The organism is Micromonospora xinjiangensis, assembly GCF_056150165.1.
In genome coordinates, this window is the sequence record NZ_JAXCFO010000009.1 from 154,121 (window position 1) to 168,539 (window position 14,419).

The following is a 14,419-nucleotide window of genomic DNA, read 5'->3' on the forward strand; positions in this document are numbered from 1 at the left end:
GATGGCGGGATTCGGGGAGCCGGCGGCGGCGCCGGTGGACGCGACCGGGATGACGGTGGGCGTCGTGGCGGCGCGCTGGCACGGCGAGCTGACCGACCACATGCTCGACCGGGCGGTCGCGGCCGCCCAGGCGTGCGGGGCGCGGGCCGTGGTCGCCCGGGTCGCCGGGTCGGTGGAGATCCCGGTGGTCGCCCAGGCGCTGGCGCGCCGCTGCGACGTGGTGGTCGCGCTGGGCGTGGTGGTCCGGGGCGCCACCGCCCACTTCGACTACGTCTGCCGCTCGGTCACCGACGGCCTGACCCGGGTCGCCTTGGACGAGGGGAAGCCGGTCGCCCACGGGGTGTTGACCGTGGACACCCTCGAGCAGGCCCGCGACCGGGCGGGGCTGCCCGGCTCCGCCGAGGACAAGGGCTGGGCCGCGACCGTCGCGGCGCTCGACGCCGCGCTGGCCGTCCGCTCGGTCAACGGCACCAACGGCCACCGCGTCGGCTTCGCCGGCTGAGCCGTCCGGCGGCGGGCGGCGGCGCGCCGGTCTGCGACCCGGTGGCGGGGCTGTGGCGGTGCTCCCGTGGCCGGGCGCACCCGCCGCACCCCGTGTCCACGACCGTCGCGTCAACCCGGGTGCCGGTGCGCCGGCCGCCGCGCCCCGTCCGACACCCGGGATCCTCCGGACCCCGCCGGCCCCGGCGGCGACCCCGGGCTGGAAGAATCGCGGCGTGAAGACGTTCGAGGAGTTGTTCGCCGAGCTGCAGGCCAAGGCCGCGGCCGGCACTCCCGGCTCGGGCACGGTCGCCGCGCTCGAGCGGGGCGTGCACTTCATCGGCAAGAAGGTCGTCGAGGAGGCGGCCGAGTCGTGGATGGCCGCCGAGCACGAGGGCCGGGAGCGGGCCGCCGAGGAGATCTCCCAGCTGCTCTACCAGACCCAGGTGCTGATGCTCGCCACCGGGCTCGAGCTGAAGGACGTCTACCGACATCTCTGAGTGCGATCCGTCGTCGATTCCACACCGACTGCTAGGAGCACTCGTTCATGCTGCGTGTCGCCGTTCCCAACAAGGGCACCCTGGCCGAGCCGGCCGCCCAGATGCTGCGCGAGGCGGGCTACCGCCAGCGCACCGACCCGAAGGACCTGGTCTGCCGGGACGAGCCCAACGACGTCGAATTCTTCTACCTGCGCCCGAAGGACATCGCCACCTACGTCGGCTCCGGTGACCTCGACCTGGGCATCACCGGCCGCGACCTCCTGATCGACTCGGGCGCGCCCGCCGAGGAGGTCGTCGACCTCTCCTTCGGCCGGGCCACCTTCCGCTTCGCCGCCCGCCCGGACGACATCGACTCCGTGGCGGGGCTCGGCGGGCACCGGATCGCCACCGCGTACCCCGGGCTCGTCGAGCGCCACCTCGCGGAGCTCGGCGTGAAGGCGGACGTGATCCGCCTCGACGGCGCGGTCGAGAACGCCGTACGCCTCGGCGTCGCCGACGTGGTCGCGGACGTGGTCGAGACCGGCGCCACCCTGCGCCAGGCCGGCCTGGTGGTGTTCGGCGAGCCGCTGCTGCGCTCGTCGGCGGTGCTCGTACGCCGCGCCGACGCGCCCACCCACCCGCAGGCCGCGCAGCTGCTCCGCCGGTTGCACGGGGTGCTGGTGGCCCGCCGCTACGTGATGCTCGCGTACGACGTGCCGGCCGGCCTGCTGGACCGGGCTAGCTCGCTCACCCCGGGCATCGAGTCGCCCACCGTGTCGCCGCTGCACCGGGAGGGCTGGGTCGCGGTGCAGGCCATGGTGCTCCGCGACGACGTGCACCGGATCATGGACGAGCTGTACGAGCTGGGCGCCCGGGCCATCCTGGTCACCAACATCCACGCCTGCCGCCTGTGACGGCGTCCCCCGCGGCGCCGGAGCCGGCAGGGCCTGGTCCGGCGCCGTCGCCGTCGGTACCCGGTCCGGCGTCCTCGCCGTCGGGACCTGGTCCGGCGCCGTCGCCGTCCGGGCCCGCTCCCTCGACGTCGGGTCCCGGTGCCCGGTTCGGCCGGGATCCGGAGGTGCCCGTCCAGACGTCGGCGGCCGCGGTGCACGGTCGGGAGCCGGTCGGACCATCCGCCGCGCCCGCCGTCGCGCCGTTGGACGTCACCGCGACGCCGCCGCGTCCGGCGCGCGGGCCGCTGCCGGTGTGGGCGGCGCTCACCGTCGTCGCCCTGGCCGGCGTCGCCTCCGCCGCGCAGGGCGCGACCAACGGGGAGCTGGGCGTCCGGGTCGGTGAGCCGACCCTGGCCGCCGTGGTCAACAACCTCGGCGGCACCCTGCTGGTCGTGCTCGGGCTCGCCGTGCTGCCGTCGATGCGCCACGGGCTCGCGCTGCTGCGCCACGCTCGCCTGCCCTGGTGGAGCTACCTGGGCGGGCTGGGCGGGGCCGCGATCGTGGTGCTCGGCGCGTACGTGGTGCCGGCGCTCGGGGTCGCCGTCTTCACCATCGCGCAGGTGGCCGGGGGCAGCATCGGTGGCCTGGCGGTGGACCGCGCCGGCCTCGCGCCGGTCGGCCGGCTCGCCCTCACCGGCCCCCGGGTCGCCGGCGGGCTACTCGGCGTGGCCGCCGTGGCCCTGGCCCAGCTCGGCCAGCCGGTCGGGGACCTCGCGGTGGGCCTGGTCCTGCTCGCCGTGGCGGGTGGCGTCGGCGTGGCGCTCCAGTCCGCCCTCAACGGCCGCGTCTCCGCGGCCGGCTCCGCCGCCGCCGGCGTCGCGGTGAACTTCGCGGTCAGCACCCCGGCGGTGCTGCTCGTCGCGGCGCTCGCCGGGGCGCTCACCGGGCCGGTCCCGGCCTGGCCGACCGACTGGTACCTCTACACGGGCGGGGTGCTCGGCGTGGCCATCGTGGCCGGGCTCGTGGTCGGGGTCCGGTCGGCGGGTGTCCTGCGCACCGGGCTGGCACTGGTGGCCGGCCAGCTCGGCGGGGCGCTGCTGCTGGACTCGCTGCTGCCGGGCGGGGCGGGTGCCCGGCCCGCGGTGCTCGCCGGGGCGGCGCTGACCCTCGCGGCGGTCGTCGTCGCGGGCGGTCGCCCCCGCCGCCGATGACGACGTGACGCGGGGCGCCCCGGCCGCCCGAGCGGGAGAGCAAGCGCCTCGCCGGTTCGTCGCCGGTGGCCCGGCCGGGTGGTGACGGCGCGGGCAGCGTGGCGGCGGCGAGCCCGCTCCGGGCGGGTGGCAGACTGGTGGGGTGAGCGAACCCGAGCTGATCCGTCTCCGCCCCCGGCGCATCCGGGTGGTCTGCTGGACGTCGGCGATCGTGCTGCTGGTGGTGTTCAGCCTGGTGGCCACCTCGCTGCACGGCGCCACCGGCGACGGCTACGGCACCTTCCAGCGCGGCGACCAGCTCGCCATGGTCGGCCTCGGCATCTTCGGCGCGCTCGGCTTCCTGCTCTTCACCCGGCCCCGGGTGGAGGCGGACGCGCGGGGCGTCCGGGTGCGCAACATCATCGGCTCGTACGACCTGCCGTGGGAGGTCGTGCGCGGCGTCCGCTTCGACCGGGGCGCGCCCTGGGCCAGTCTGGAGCTGCACGACGACGACCTGCTGCCGATGGTGGCCCTGCAGGCCGCCGACAAGGAGCTGGCCGTCGAGGGAGTGCGCGCGCTGCGCCGGCTGCACCAGGCCCACCTGTCCCGCCTCACCGAGAACGCCCCCGGCCGCTGACCCCGGCGGCCGACCGACCCGGGCCGCCGACCCGGCGACCGACCGACCCGGGCCGCCGACCCCGGCGACCGACCGACTCGGGCCGCTGACCCCGGCGACCGGCCCCGGACCGCTGGCCCCGGCGACCGACCCGGGGCCAGGGCCCGACCTGGCCTCGTCCGCCCCGCCCGCGGCGCCTCCGCCCGTACCTCCTGGATGCCCTCCAAGATCCACACAACATCTGGGAAGTTGTCGCCTCCCGTCGGCGGGAGCGACAACTTCGTGGAAACTGCGCACTTCCTGGAGACCGCGCGGATCTCGGCGCGGCGCCGCGCGGTGTCCCGGGCCTGTGGTGCGCGGCCCGGGCGCCCGTCCGGCGTCCCCGGCGGGGCGGTCCGGCGGCCGGGGGCCTGGTCCCGGGTGTCCCGGTTTGGGGGTGGGTCGTCCGAGGGTGTAGTGTTGTCGAGTCGACCAGGCTGTCCGCGTGTGCGCGGCGGCCATGAAAGTGGAGCGCCTGCTCCCACCCGAGTCGCCGCGACGGTGGCCGGGTCCGGTCCCCGGTTCCGGGCACGCCCCGGCTCCGGATGCGCGATCATGTGATCGTGCCGACCGGTCGAGCGGGCCCTGGCATGCGCCGGGGCCTTCTGCTTTCCGGATCGGTTCCCACCCGGGAACCGCGGGGTCGGCGCACAGCAGAAACTCGACTCGAGGAGGCCCCATCAGCGTCGAACCACGCGTGAACGAGCAGATCCGGGCACGTGAGGTCCGACTGGTCGGCCCCGAGGGTGAGCAGGTGGGCATCGTCCCGCTGGAGCGCGCCCTTCAGCTGGCCGCGGACGTCGATCTGGACCTGGTCGAGGTTGCGCCGATGGCGCGCCCGCCGGTGTGCAAGCTCATGGACTTCGGCAAGTTCAAGTACGAGAGCGCACTGAAGGCGCGCGAAGCGCGGCGTAACCAGCAGCAGACCGTCATCAAGGAGATGAAGCTCCGGCCGAAGATCGATCCGCACGACTACGAGACCAAGAAGGGTCACGTGGTGCGGTTCCTCAAGGCCGGCGACAAGGTCAAGGTGACGATCATGTTCCGCGGTCGCGAGCAGAGTCGACCGGAGCTGGGCTACCGGCTCCTCCGTCGGCTCGAGTCGGAGATCTCGGAGCTGGGGTACGTCGAGGCCGCTCCGAAGCAGGACGGCCGCAACATGATCATGGTGCTCGCGCCGCACCGCGCCACCAAGGCGGCCGCCACGGCGGCCCGCGGCGGCGCACCGCGCGAGCGTGAGACGGGCGCCGAGGCGCCGCCGGCCGAGGCGGCCGGGCCCGCCGGGACCACCGGCGAGTAACAGGGGAGAAGACGTTCCACATGCCGAAGATGAAGAGCCACACGGGTATGGGCAAGCGGGTCAAGGTGACCGGCAAGGGCAAGATCGTTGCCCAGCAGGCCGGCCTCCGCCACAACCTGGAGAAGAAGCCCTCCACCCAGACCCGCCGGCTGACCGGCACCGTCGTGCTGGCCAAGGCCGACGTGAAGCGCATCAAGAAGCTGCTCGGCCGCTGACGCGCGCCACCCTGACGTAAGAAGGAGTTGAGATGGCACGCGTCAAGCGGGCTGTGAACGCCCAGAAGAAGCGCCGTACCCTGCTGGAGACCGCGAGCGGCTACCGCGGTCAGCGCTCCCGGCTCTACCGCAAGGCCAAGGAGCAGGTGCTGCACTCGATGCAGTACGCCTACCGGGACCGTCGCGACCGCAAGGGCGACTTCCGGCAGCTCTGGATCCAGCGGATCAACGCGGGCGCCCGCGCCAACGGGATGACCTACAACCGCCTGATCCAGGGCCTCAAGCTGGCCGGTGTCGAGGTCGACCGGAAGATCCTGGCCGATCTGGCCGTCAACGACGCCGCCGCCTTCGCGGCGATCGTCGAGGTGGCCCGCGCCGCGGTCGCGGCCCAGGGCACCGGCGGCGCTGCCGCCCAGGCCGCCTGATCCCCTGCGCCTGAACGAGGCGCCCCTCGTCGACCCCGACGGGGGGCGCCTCGCGCATGTCTCGAGGAGACCATGCTCTTCACCCCGCGTACGCCCCGGGTGGTCGCCGCCCGCCGGCTGCACCGCCGCCGGGACCGCGACACCAGCGGCCGTTTCCTCGCCGAGGGCCCGCAGGCCGTACGCGAGGCGCTGGCCCGTCCCGGCGTGGTCACCGAGCTGTTCGGCACCCCGGCCGCGCTCGACCGTCACGCCGAGCTGGCCGCCCTGGCCGCCGGCGGTGACGTGCCGGTCTCCGAGGTGACCGACGACGCGCTCGCGGCGCTCGCCGAGACCGTCGCCCCGCAGGGGCTGGTGGCGGTGTGCCGCCACCTCGACGTGCCGCTGGAGCGGGCGCTCGCCCGCGGGCCCCGGCTGGTGGCGGTGCTCGCCGAGATCCGCGACCCGGGCAACGCCGGCACCGTGCTGCGCACCGCCGACGCGGCGGGCGCCGGTGCGGTCGTCTTCGCGGGGGAGGCCGTGGACCCGTACAACGGCAAGTGCGTACGGGCGTCCGCCGGCAGCCTCTTCCACGTCGACGTGGTCCGTGCCGTCGACCCGTCCGGGGTGGTCACCGCGCTGCGCGCCGCCGGGTTCGCGGTGCTCGCCACGACCGGCTACGGCGAGGAGGATCTCGACGACCTCGCCGACGCGGGCCGGCTCGCCGCGCCCACCGCGTGGCTGTTCGGCTCGGAGGCGCACGGGCTGCCGCCGGCGCTCACCGAGGCCGCCGACGCCCGGGTGCGGGTGCCGCTGCACGGACGCGCCGAGAGCCTGAACCTGGCTGCGGCCGCGGCCGTGTGCCTGTACGCTTCAGCGAAAGCACAGCGCCGACCGTGAGACGGTCGCGCGGACGTCACGACCGGGGAGAACAGCCGTCCATGAACGCGCCACGGCGTTCGTTTAGCCAGCCCGCCGGTGTCGGCGGGCGGCGGGCCTGACCCTGCTCCCTGCGTACCTCCCACCGGCGGGCTGCGGCGAAGCCGCGCGTCCGTAGACTCGCTTCGCCGCCCGTGAGGGCCGGCGCCGCCGTGAGGGAGTGCCCGTACGCCATGACCTACCGCAACGATCCGTACGACCCGAAGCAGGTCGCCCTGCTCGACCCGGCCGCACTGGCCGAGGCCGTGGCCGACGCCGAGAGGGCGTTCGCCGCCGCCACCGACCCGGACGCGCTGACCGCGGTGCGCCCCGCCCACCTGGGTGACCGGGCGCCCGTGTCGCTGGCGCGCCGGGAGATCGGCGCGCTGCCGCCGGCCGCCAAGTCCGACGCCGGCAAGCGGGTCAACGAGGCCCGTCGCGCCATCGAGGCCGCCTACGCGGCGCGCGCCGAGGTGCTGGAGCGTGAGCACGCCGAGCGGGTGCTGGTCGCCGAACGTGTCGACGTGACGCTGCCGTACGACCGGCGGCCGCGGGGCGCGCGCCACCCGCTGAGCACGCTGATGGAGCAGATCAGCGACCTGTTCATCGGGATGGGTTACGAGGTGGCCGAGGGCCCCGAGGCCGAGCTGGAGTGGGCCAACTTCGACGCGCTGAACATCCCCGCCGACCACCCGGCGCGCGGGCTGATGGACACCTTCCACGTGGCGCCGGCGGACTCCTCCGGCCTGGTGCTGCGTACGCACACGTCGAACGTGCAGACCCGCACGATGCTCCGCCGGAAGCCGCCGATCTACGTGATCTGCCCGGGCCGGGTCTACCGGACCGACGAGGTGGACGCGACCCACAGTCCGGTCTTCCACCAGGCGGAGGGCCTGGTGGTCGACAAGGGCATCACGATGGCGCACCTGCGCGGCACCCTCGACCACTTCGCCCGGGCGATTTTCGGCCCCGGCGCGAAGACCCGCTGGCGGCCGCACTACTTCCCGTTCACCGAGCCGTCCGCCGAGTTCGACGTGTGGTTCCCCGAGCACCGCGACGGGCCACAGTGGGTCGAGTGGGGCGGCTGCGGGATGGTGAACCCGCGGGTGCTGCGCGCCTGCGGGATCGACCCGGAGGTCTACTCCGGCTTCGCGTTCGGCATGGGCATCGACCGCACCCTCATGATCCAGCACGGGGTCAGCGACATCCGCCACCTCTTCGAGGGCGACGTCCGGTTCAGCCGGGCGCTCGGGGCCGGGGCGTAGGCGATGCGGGCACGAGTTACGGAGACGGTGGTCTGAGTCATGCGAGTTTCTGTCAGCTGGCTGCGGGAGTACGTCGACCTCCCCGCCGACCTGCCCAGCGACGACCTGGCGCAGGCCCTGGTCGACCTGGGCATCGAGGTCGACTCGGTGGCCGACCTGCGGGAGAACGTCACCGGGTCGCTGGTCGTCGGTGAGGTGCTGGAGATCGAGGAGCTCACCGGCTTCAAGAAGCCGATCCGGTTCGTCCGGGTCGACGTGGGAGCCGCGAACGGCACCGGCGAGCCGCAGGAGATCGTCTGCGGGGCCCGCAACTTCGCCGTCGGGGACCGGGTCGTCGTGATCCTCCCCGGCGGTGTGCTGCCCGGCGGGTTCGCCATCGGCGCGCGCAAGACGTACGGGCGCAACTCCAACGGCATGATCTGTTCGGCCCGGGAGCTGGGCATCGGTGACGACCACGCCGGCATCCTGGTGCTGCCCGAGGAGAGCCCGGCCAAGCCGGGTGACGACGCCCGGCCGGTGGTCGGCCTCGACGAGGTCGTGCTCGAACTGGACATCACCCCGGACCGGGGGTACGCGCTGAGCCTGCGCGGCCTGGCCCGGGAGCTGTCACACGCGTTCGGCGTGCCGTTCCGTGACCCGGGTCTCGCGCCCGCCCCCGTCGGTACGCCGGAACCCGCGTACCCGGTCGAGGTGCGGGACACGGTGGGCTGCGACCGCTTCGCCGCCCGCCTGGTGCGCGGCGTCGATCCGGCCGCGGCCACGCCCGCGTGGATGCAGCGGCGGCTCACCACGGCCGGCATCCGCAGCATCTCGCTGCCGGTCGACATCACCAACTACGTGATGCTCGAACTGGGCCAACCCATGCACGCCTTCGACGCCGACCGGATCGCCGGCGCGCTGGTGGTCCGCCGGGCCGAGGCGGGGGAGAAGCTGACCACACTGGACGGCGTGACCCGCGTTCTCGCTCCGGAGGACATGGTGATCTGCGACGCGGGGCTGTCGAACCCTGTGGCGGGCGAGGGCGCCGGCATCCCGATCTCGCTCGCCGCCGTGATGGGTGGCGAGACCAGCGAGGTGGTCGCCGGGACGACGAACGTCCTCTTCGAGGCCGCCCACTGGGACCCGGTGATGGTGGGGCGTACGGCCCGCCGGCACAAGCTGTTCAGCGAGGCGGCCAAGCGCTGGGAGCGGGGCGTCGACCCGGCCCTGCCGCTGGTCGCGCTGGAGCGGGCGGTGCGGCTGCTCACCGAGTACGGCGGCGGCAGCGCGGGCGAGGAGATCCTCGACATCGACCACGTCCGGCCGCGTACGCCGATCACCCTGCCGGCGGACCTGCCGACCCGGCGGATCGGCGTCGACTACCCGCCCGCGCGGGTGGTCGCCCTGCTGGAGCAGGTGGGCTGCACGGTGGCCCAGGGCGTCGACCGGCTCGCCGAGGACCCGGGGTCGGTGGCCGTGGCGGCCGGCGCGGGTGTGGCGCTCACCGTCACACCGCCGAGCTGGCGTCCCGACCTCACCGACCCGGCCGACCTGGTCGAGGAGGTGGTCCGGCTCGACGGGTACGACCGGGTGCCGTCGGTGCTGCCGACGGCACCGGCCGGCCGTGGTCTGACGTGGCAGCAGCGCCGGCGCCGCACGGTCGCGCAGGCGTTGGCCGACCGGGGTTACGTCGAGGTGCTGGCGCACCCGTTCGTCTCGCCCGAGCTGCCCGACCTGCTGGGGCTGCCGGCCGACGACCCGCGCCGGCCCGCCGTGCGGTTGGCCAACCCGCTCTCCGACGAGGAGCCGCTGCTGCGCACCACGCTGCTCGGCCCGCTGCTCGGCGTGCTCAAGCGCAACCTCGGCCGGGGCCACCGCGACCTCGCGCTCTACGAGATCGGGGCGGTCTTCCACCCGCGCCCCGGGGCGGGCAGCCCGCCCGCGATGGGCGTGGACCGGCGGCCGACGGACGCGGAGTTCGCGGCGGCGGACGCGGTGGTGCCCGACCAGCCGCGGCACGTCGCCGCGGTGCTGGCCGGTGAGATCGAGCTCTCCGGCTGGTGGGGTGCGGGTCGCGCGGCCGGCTGGGCGGACGCGGTCGAGGCCGGCCGGTCGGTGCTCGCCGCCGCGGGCATCCCGCAGGGCCGGGTCGAGGTGCGGGCTGCCGCGCACGCGCCGTGGCACCCCGGCCGCTGCGCCGAGCTGTTGGTCGACGGCACCGTGGTCGGGCACGCCGGCGAGCTGCACCCGACGGTCGTCGCCGCGCTGGAGCTGCCCCGTCGCACGAGCGCCATGGAGCTGAACCTGGACCTGCTGCCCGCCCCGCCGGTGCTGCCGGCTCCGGCGGTCTCCGGTTTCCCGCCGGCGCTGATCGACGTGGCGCTGGTGGTGGACGAGGGCGTGCCGGCGGCCCAGGTGCAGCGTGCGCTCACCGAGGGGGCGGGTGAGCTGCTGGAGGACGTGCGGCTGTTCGACGTCTACACCTCGGAGCAGCTCGGCGCCGGGCGCAAGTCGCTGGCGTACAAGCTGACCTTCCGCGCGCCGGACCGGACGCTCACGGTCGAGGAGGCGGTGGCGGCCCGCGACGCCGCGGTCGCCGTGGCCGCCGAGCGGTTCGGCGCGACCCTGCGCGGCGCCTGACCGGTGCCGGTGTTCGGATGGCTGGTGGTGGCCGCCGTGCTCGTGGCGGCCGCCGCCGGCCTGCTCTGGGCCCGCCGGCACCTGATGCTGGTGTCGGTGGTGGGTCGCAGCATGGAACCGACGCTGCGCCCCGGTGACCGGGTGCTGGCCCGGCGGGTGCCGCTGGCCGGGATCCGCTCCGGCGACGTGGTCGTGGTCGTGGCCCCGGCGGCGATGACCGCCGGCCACCCCACTGCGCCCGGCGACGACGGGCCGGGCCTGCTCATCAAGCGCGCGCACGCCGTGCCCGGCGATCCGGTGCCGGTGGACCGGGTGCCGCTGCTGCGGCAGCGGCCGGAGCGGGAGGTCCCGGCGGGGCACCTGGTCGTCCTCGGCGACAACCCGCCGTTCAGCTACGACTCGCGGGAGTGCGGCTACATCCCCGAACGGGACGTGCTCGGGGTGGTCGTCCGGCCGCGTCTGCGGCCCTGATCCGGCTGGCGCGCCCGTCGCCGGCCGCCCCGCGCCCGTCGCCGCCCGCCGTGCGGACGCGCCGCGCGGCCGTCACCGGCCGCGCGGCACGCCCGGGCGGGATCAGCACAACGAACTCACGCTGCTGGCCCCGGCCGAGCAGTAGTAGCCGCACGAGCCACAGTTGACCGCGCACGACCCGCTGTAGCTGCACCGCTTGAAGTAGCACGTGCCGCACACCGCGCACCACGGGTCCGGCGGACAGCCGGCGGCGGCGGTCACCTTCGGCACGAACACACCGAGCAGGCGCTCGCCGAGCCCCTCCAGTCGACGGAACATCCGTTCACCTCCCTTCCGACAGACGTCGATCGATGCCGGGACGCTACGGCCGCCCCGTACACCGCACCTACAGCCGACCGCGACGCCCGCGGACGGCGATGTATCCGCGCTGTATCCCCCGCTCCTACCGTGGGCCTCCCCACGGCGAGGAGGTGCGGACGGATGCGTGTGCTGGAGTTGGCCGCCCGGCTGCTGCTGGCGCTGGTGTTCCTCGCCGCGGTCGCCGGCAAGCTGCGTTCCCGGGCGGCCTTCACCGGGTTCGTCGGCTCCGTCGGCCAGTTCGGCGTGCCGGCCCGCTGGGCGCCCCCGATCGCCCGGCTGGCGGTCGCCGTGGAGGCGGCCGTCGTCGTCCTGCTCGCGGTCCCGGGCACGGCGCCCGCCGGGTTACTGCTCGCCGCCGGGCTGCTCGCCGTGCTCACCGCCGCCATCGTCCGCGCGCTGCGCCGTGGCGCCCGCCCGGCCTGCCGCTGCTTCGGCGCCGCCGACGCCCCGGTCGGTGCGCGGCACGTGGCACGCAACGGCTTCCTTATCGGGGTGGCGCTGCTCGGCCTGCTCGGCTGGGCCGGCGCCGGTGCGCCGCCCTCGCCGGCCGCCGGCCTGGTCGCCGCCGGCGCGGCTGTCCCGCTCGCCGCCGTGGTGGTGCGCCTCGACGACCTGGTCACCCTCTTCGCCCCCGGACCGGCCCGGGCGTCCCGCCCGACCGGGCGCCGCTGACCCACCGCATCCCGAAGGAGACCCTCATGGCGCTGTTGACCGTCGCCGTCGTCCTCGTCGCCGCGCTCGGCCTGCTCAACCTGGTGCTGCTGCTCGGTGTGATCCGCCGGCTGCGCGAGCACACCGACCTGCTCGGCGAGCGGCAGGCGCAGCCACCGGAGGTGATGCTGGAGGTGGGTTCGATTCCGGGGGACTTCGTGTCGTCCACGGTGGACGGGCAGCTGCGGACCCGTGCCGACATTCCGCCGATGACGCTGGTGGCGTTCCTCTCGCCGGCCTGCGAGCACTGCGCGGAACAGATCCCGCTGCTGATCGACCGGGCGCGGACGATGCCGGGCGGGCCCGCGCACGTCTGGATCGTGGTGGTCGGGAAGGGCCCGGACACCGAGCCGTACGCCGCGCAGTTCGCCGGGCTGGCCACGGTCTTCGTCGAGCCGGGCAGCGGTCCGCTGCCGCTCGCCTTCGGGGTCAAGGGATACCCCGCCTTCGGCCTGCTCGACGAGCGCGGGATCGTGGCGTCGACCGCGTTCGGCATCGCCCGGTTGGATCTGCCGGTGGCCTCGTGACCGGCCCTCGGCTGGCGCCGCGCCGGGCCGCTCGGCACGCCCGGGCGGCCCTCGGGCTCACCTGCCGGGCGGCGCCCGCGGGCACCACGACCGACCTGCTGCTGGCGGTCCTCGCCGGGGTGACGCCGGTGGTCGTGGCCGCGCTGACGAAGCTGGTCCTGGACGGGCTGACCGGTGGGCGGCCCACCTCCTCGCTGGCGCTGCTCGGGGTCGGGCTCGCGGTCGCCGCGGCGGTCGGTGTGGTCCTGCCCCACCTGCGGACGTACGTGGAGAAGGAGCGGAACCGGGCGGTCAGCCGGCTGGTGCGACGCCGGCTGCACGACGCGGTGCTGCGTCTCGTCGGCCTGGTCCGGCTGGAGGACCCGGTGTTCCAGGACCGCCTCCAGGCCGCCCAGCAGACCGGGCACCTCGGCCCCACCCAGCTCACCGGGAACGCGCTGGGGGCGGTGCAGAGTCTGCTCGCCATGAGCGGCTTCCTCGGCGTGCTGCTGGCGCTCAGCCCGGTGGTCGGTCTGCTGGTGCTGGCCGCCGCGTTGCCCACGCTCTGGTTGCAGGTGCGGCTCAACCGCGCGCGGGCCGCGATGGTGCTGCACCTGGAGCACTTCCAGCGGCGCGATCTGTTCTTCGCCCAGCTGCTGGTCGGTGTGCCGGCCGCGAAGGAGGTCCGGCTCTTCGGGCTCGGCCGGTTCTTCGGCGACCGGATGCTCGACGAGCTGCGGGGCATGCACCGGGTGGAGCAGCGGCTGGACCGTCGGGAGCTGCGCGCCCAGGGCCTGCTCGGGCTGCTCGGCGCCGCGGTGGCCGGCACCGGCGTGGTGTACGTCGTCGCCTCGGCCGCCGCCGGCCGGCTCACCCCCGGCGACGTGGTGATCTACCTGGCCGCCGTGCCCGGTGTGCAGGGCGCGCTGGGCAGCCTGGTCGGCCAGCTGGGCGCGATCCACCGGGCGCTGCTCCTCTTCGATCACTACGACCAGGTCGTCCGGGCGGAGCCCGACCTGCCGGTGCCGGCGACCGCCCGGTCGGTCCCGCCGTTGCGGCACGGCATCGAGCTGCGCGACGTCTGGTTCCGCTACTCACCGCGGCATCCGTGGGTGCTGCGCGGGGTGGACCTGTTCCTGCCGGCCGGTTCGACCACCGCGCTGGTCGGCCTGAACGGCGCGGGGAAGAGCACGCTGGTCAAGCTGCTCTGCCGGTTCTACGACCCGGAGCGCGGCACGATCCGGTGGGACGGGACCGACCTGCGCGAGTTCGACCCGGCGGCGCTGCGCGAGCGGCTGGGCGCGGTGTTCCAGGACTTCATGCCGTACGACCTGACCGCGGCGGAGAACATCGCGGTGGGCGACCTCGCCGCCCGCGACGACCCCGACCGGTTGCGGACCGCGGCGCGGCAGGCCGGTGTGCACGAGACCCTGACCGCGCTGCCCCGCGGCTACGAGACCCTGCTCACCCGGATCTTCTTCGACGGCCCGGACCGGGACGACCCGCAGGCCGGCGTGGTGCTCTCCGGCGGTCAGTGGCAGCGGGTGGCGCTGGCGCGTGGGTTCCTGCGGGCCGAGCGGGACCTGCTCATCCTCGACGAGCCCAGCTCGGGGCTGGACGCCGAGGCCGAGCACGACCTGCACACCCGGCTGCGCGAGCTGCGTCGCGGCCGCACCAGCCTGCTCATCTCCCACCGGCTGAACGCGGTCCGCGACGCCGACAGGATCGTGGTGCTGGCCGACGGCCGGGTCACCGAGGCCGGCCCGCACGACGACCTGCTCGCCGCCGGTGGCGGGTACGCACGGCTGTTCACCCTTCAGGCCCGCGGCTACCGGGACAGCCCGGCAGCGGTGTGAGCGCGTGGCACCCGGCCGGCCGGCGCTCGCGGCTCCGGCCCGGTCGGGGTCCCCGTCATTCTCGCCGCTCGTCGCCGCTTGTCGTCGCTTGTCTCCGCTC

General features: G+C 75.2%; 16 protein-coding genes. 15 read left to right on the forward strand and 1 reads right to left on the reverse strand.

Translation table 11 applies throughout. The features are described 5' to 3' along the window. Position 1: 1 nt before the first annotated feature. The 12 genes from ribH to SM573_RS26905 all read left to right on the forward strand — a co-directional run bounded on the left by ribH (position 2) and on the right by SM573_RS26905 (position 10,886). Positions 2-502 (forward strand): 6,7-dimethyl-8-ribityllumazine synthase, encoded by a 501-nt coding sequence (ribH, locus tag SM573_RS26850; protein ID WP_474614834.1) that lies wholly within the window; start codon positions 2-4, stop codon positions 500-502. 214 nt (positions 503-716) lie between these two features. Next, entirely contained in the window at positions 717-980 is a 264-nt protein-coding gene (locus SM573_RS26855) for a phosphoribosyl-ATP diphosphatase (RefSeq protein WP_120331238.1), read from the forward strand. Between the two features lie 47 nt (positions 981-1,027). Then, positions 1,028-1,873: an ATP phosphoribosyltransferase gene (gene hisG / locus SM573_RS26860; protein WP_474614835.1), complete on the forward strand. Its 846-nt coding sequence runs from the start codon at positions 1,028-1,030 to the stop codon at positions 1,871-1,873. Positions 1,874-2,037: 164 nt separating this feature from the next. After that, positions 2,038-3,063 (forward strand): DMT family transporter, encoded by a 1,026-nt coding sequence (locus SM573_RS26865; protein WP_474614836.1) that lies wholly within the window; start codon positions 2,038-2,040, stop codon positions 3,061-3,063. 142 nt (positions 3,064-3,205) lie between these two features. Next, positions 3,206-3,679, forward strand: coding sequence for a PH domain-containing protein (locus tag SM573_RS26870; protein ID WP_474614837.1), 474 nt, complete (start codon positions 3,206-3,208; stop codon positions 3,677-3,679). Positions 3,680-4,394: 715 nt separating this feature from the next. Then, positions 4,395-4,997 (forward strand): translation initiation factor IF-3, encoded by a 603-nt coding sequence (gene infC, locus SM573_RS26875; protein WP_358179198.1) that lies wholly within the window; start codon positions 4,395-4,397, stop codon positions 4,995-4,997. A 20-nt stretch (positions 4,998-5,017) separates the two neighbouring features. Beyond that, positions 5,018-5,212 (forward strand): 50S ribosomal protein L35, encoded by a 195-nt coding sequence (gene rpmI / locus SM573_RS26880; RefSeq protein WP_007458415.1) that lies wholly within the window; start codon positions 5,018-5,020, stop codon positions 5,210-5,212. Positions 5,213-5,244: 32 nt separating this feature from the next. Next, the gene (rplT, locus tag SM573_RS26885; RefSeq protein WP_474614838.1) at positions 5,245-5,637 is read left to right on the forward strand and encodes a 50S ribosomal protein L20; all 393 of its coding nucleotides are present in this window, start codon (positions 5,245-5,247) and stop codon (positions 5,635-5,637) included. Between the two features lie 72 nt (positions 5,638-5,709). Continuing rightward, complete coding sequence (locus SM573_RS26890; RefSeq protein WP_474614839.1) at positions 5,710-6,513, forward strand: TrmH family RNA methyltransferase; 804 nt, start codon at positions 5,710-5,712, stop codon at positions 6,511-6,513. Positions 6,514-6,725: 212 nt separating this feature from the next. Then, complete coding sequence (gene pheS, locus SM573_RS26895; RefSeq protein ID WP_474614840.1) at positions 6,726-7,796, forward strand: phenylalanine--tRNA ligase subunit alpha; 1,071 nt, start codon at positions 6,726-6,728, stop codon at positions 7,794-7,796. A gap of 39 nt (positions 7,797-7,835) precedes the next feature. After that, positions 7,836-10,415, forward strand: coding sequence for a phenylalanine--tRNA ligase subunit beta (gene pheT, locus SM573_RS26900; RefSeq protein ID WP_474617327.1), 2,580 nt, complete (start codon positions 7,836-7,838; stop codon positions 10,413-10,415). Positions 10,416-10,424: 9 nt separating this feature from the next. Then, the gene (locus SM573_RS26905) at positions 10,425-10,886 is read left to right on the forward strand and encodes a S26 family signal peptidase (RefSeq protein ID WP_474617328.1); all 462 of its coding nucleotides are present in this window, start codon (positions 10,425-10,427) and stop codon (positions 10,884-10,886) included. 102 nt (positions 10,887-10,988) lie between these two features. Here SM573_RS26905 and SM573_RS26910 read toward each other — a convergent pair whose 3' ends face one another. Continuing rightward, the gene (locus SM573_RS26910) at positions 10,989-11,204 is read right to left on the reverse strand and encodes a hypothetical protein (protein WP_474614843.1); all 216 of its coding nucleotides are present in this window, start codon (positions 11,202-11,204) and stop codon (positions 10,989-10,991) included. Between the two features lie 162 nt (positions 11,205-11,366). On the opposite strand from SM573_RS26910, the gene SM573_RS26915 reads away from it, so the two are divergent. The 3 genes from SM573_RS26915 to SM573_RS26925 are packed head-to-tail and all read left to right on the forward strand — an operon-like array spanning position 11,367 to position 14,319. After that, positions 11,367-11,918, forward strand: a complete 552-nt coding sequence (locus SM573_RS26915) for a MauE/DoxX family redox-associated membrane protein (protein ID WP_474614844.1) — start codon at positions 11,367-11,369, stop codon at positions 11,916-11,918. Positions 11,919-11,944: 26 nt separating this feature from the next. Further along, the gene (locus SM573_RS26920) at positions 11,945-12,484 is read left to right on the forward strand and encodes a TlpA family protein disulfide reductase (protein WP_474614845.1); all 540 of its coding nucleotides are present in this window, start codon (positions 11,945-11,947) and stop codon (positions 12,482-12,484) included. Continuing rightward, positions 12,481-14,319, forward strand: a complete 1,839-nt coding sequence (locus SM573_RS26925) for an ABC transporter ATP-binding protein (protein ID WP_474617329.1) — start codon at positions 12,481-12,483, stop codon at positions 14,317-14,319. The genes SM573_RS26920 and SM573_RS26925 overlap by 4 nt, the downstream gene beginning before the upstream one ends. The last annotated feature ends 100 nt before the right edge of the window (positions 14,320-14,419 follow it).

Excerpts from the sequence above, each read along its gene's own strand:
- ribH (WP_474614834.1), top strand. The coding sequence starts at position 2 with ATGGCGGGATTCGGGGAGCCGGCGGCGGCGCCGGTGGACGCGACCGGG.
- hisG (WP_474614835.1), top strand. The coding sequence starts at position 1,028 with ATGCTGCGTGTCGCCGTTCCCAACAAGGGCACCCTGGCCGAGCCGGCC.
- rpmI (WP_007458415.1), top strand. The coding sequence starts at position 5,018 with ATGCCGAAGATGAAGAGCCACACGGGTATGGGCAAGCGGGTCAAGGTG.
- rplT (WP_474614838.1), top strand. The coding sequence starts at position 5,245 with ATGGCACGCGTCAAGCGGGCTGTGAACGCCCAGAAGAAGCGCCGTACC.
- SM573_RS26890 (WP_474614839.1), top strand. The coding sequence starts at position 5,710 with ATGCTCTTCACCCCGCGTACGCCCCGGGTGGTCGCCGCCCGCCGGCTG.
- pheS (WP_474614840.1), top strand. The coding sequence starts at position 6,726 with ATGACCTACCGCAACGATCCGTACGACCCGAAGCAGGTCGCCCTGCTC.
- pheT (WP_474617327.1), top strand. The coding sequence starts at position 7,836 with ATGCGAGTTTCTGTCAGCTGGCTGCGGGAGTACGTCGACCTCCCCGCC.
- SM573_RS26910 (WP_474614843.1), bottom strand. The coding sequence starts at position 11,204 with ATGTTCCGTCGACTGGAGGGGCTCGGCGAGCGCCTGCTCGGTGTGTTC.
- SM573_RS26915 (WP_474614844.1), top strand. The coding sequence starts at position 11,367 with ATGCGTGTGCTGGAGTTGGCCGCCCGGCTGCTGCTGGCGCTGGTGTTC.
- SM573_RS26920 (WP_474614845.1), top strand. The coding sequence starts at position 11,945 with ATGGCGCTGTTGACCGTCGCCGTCGTCCTCGTCGCCGCGCTCGGCCTG.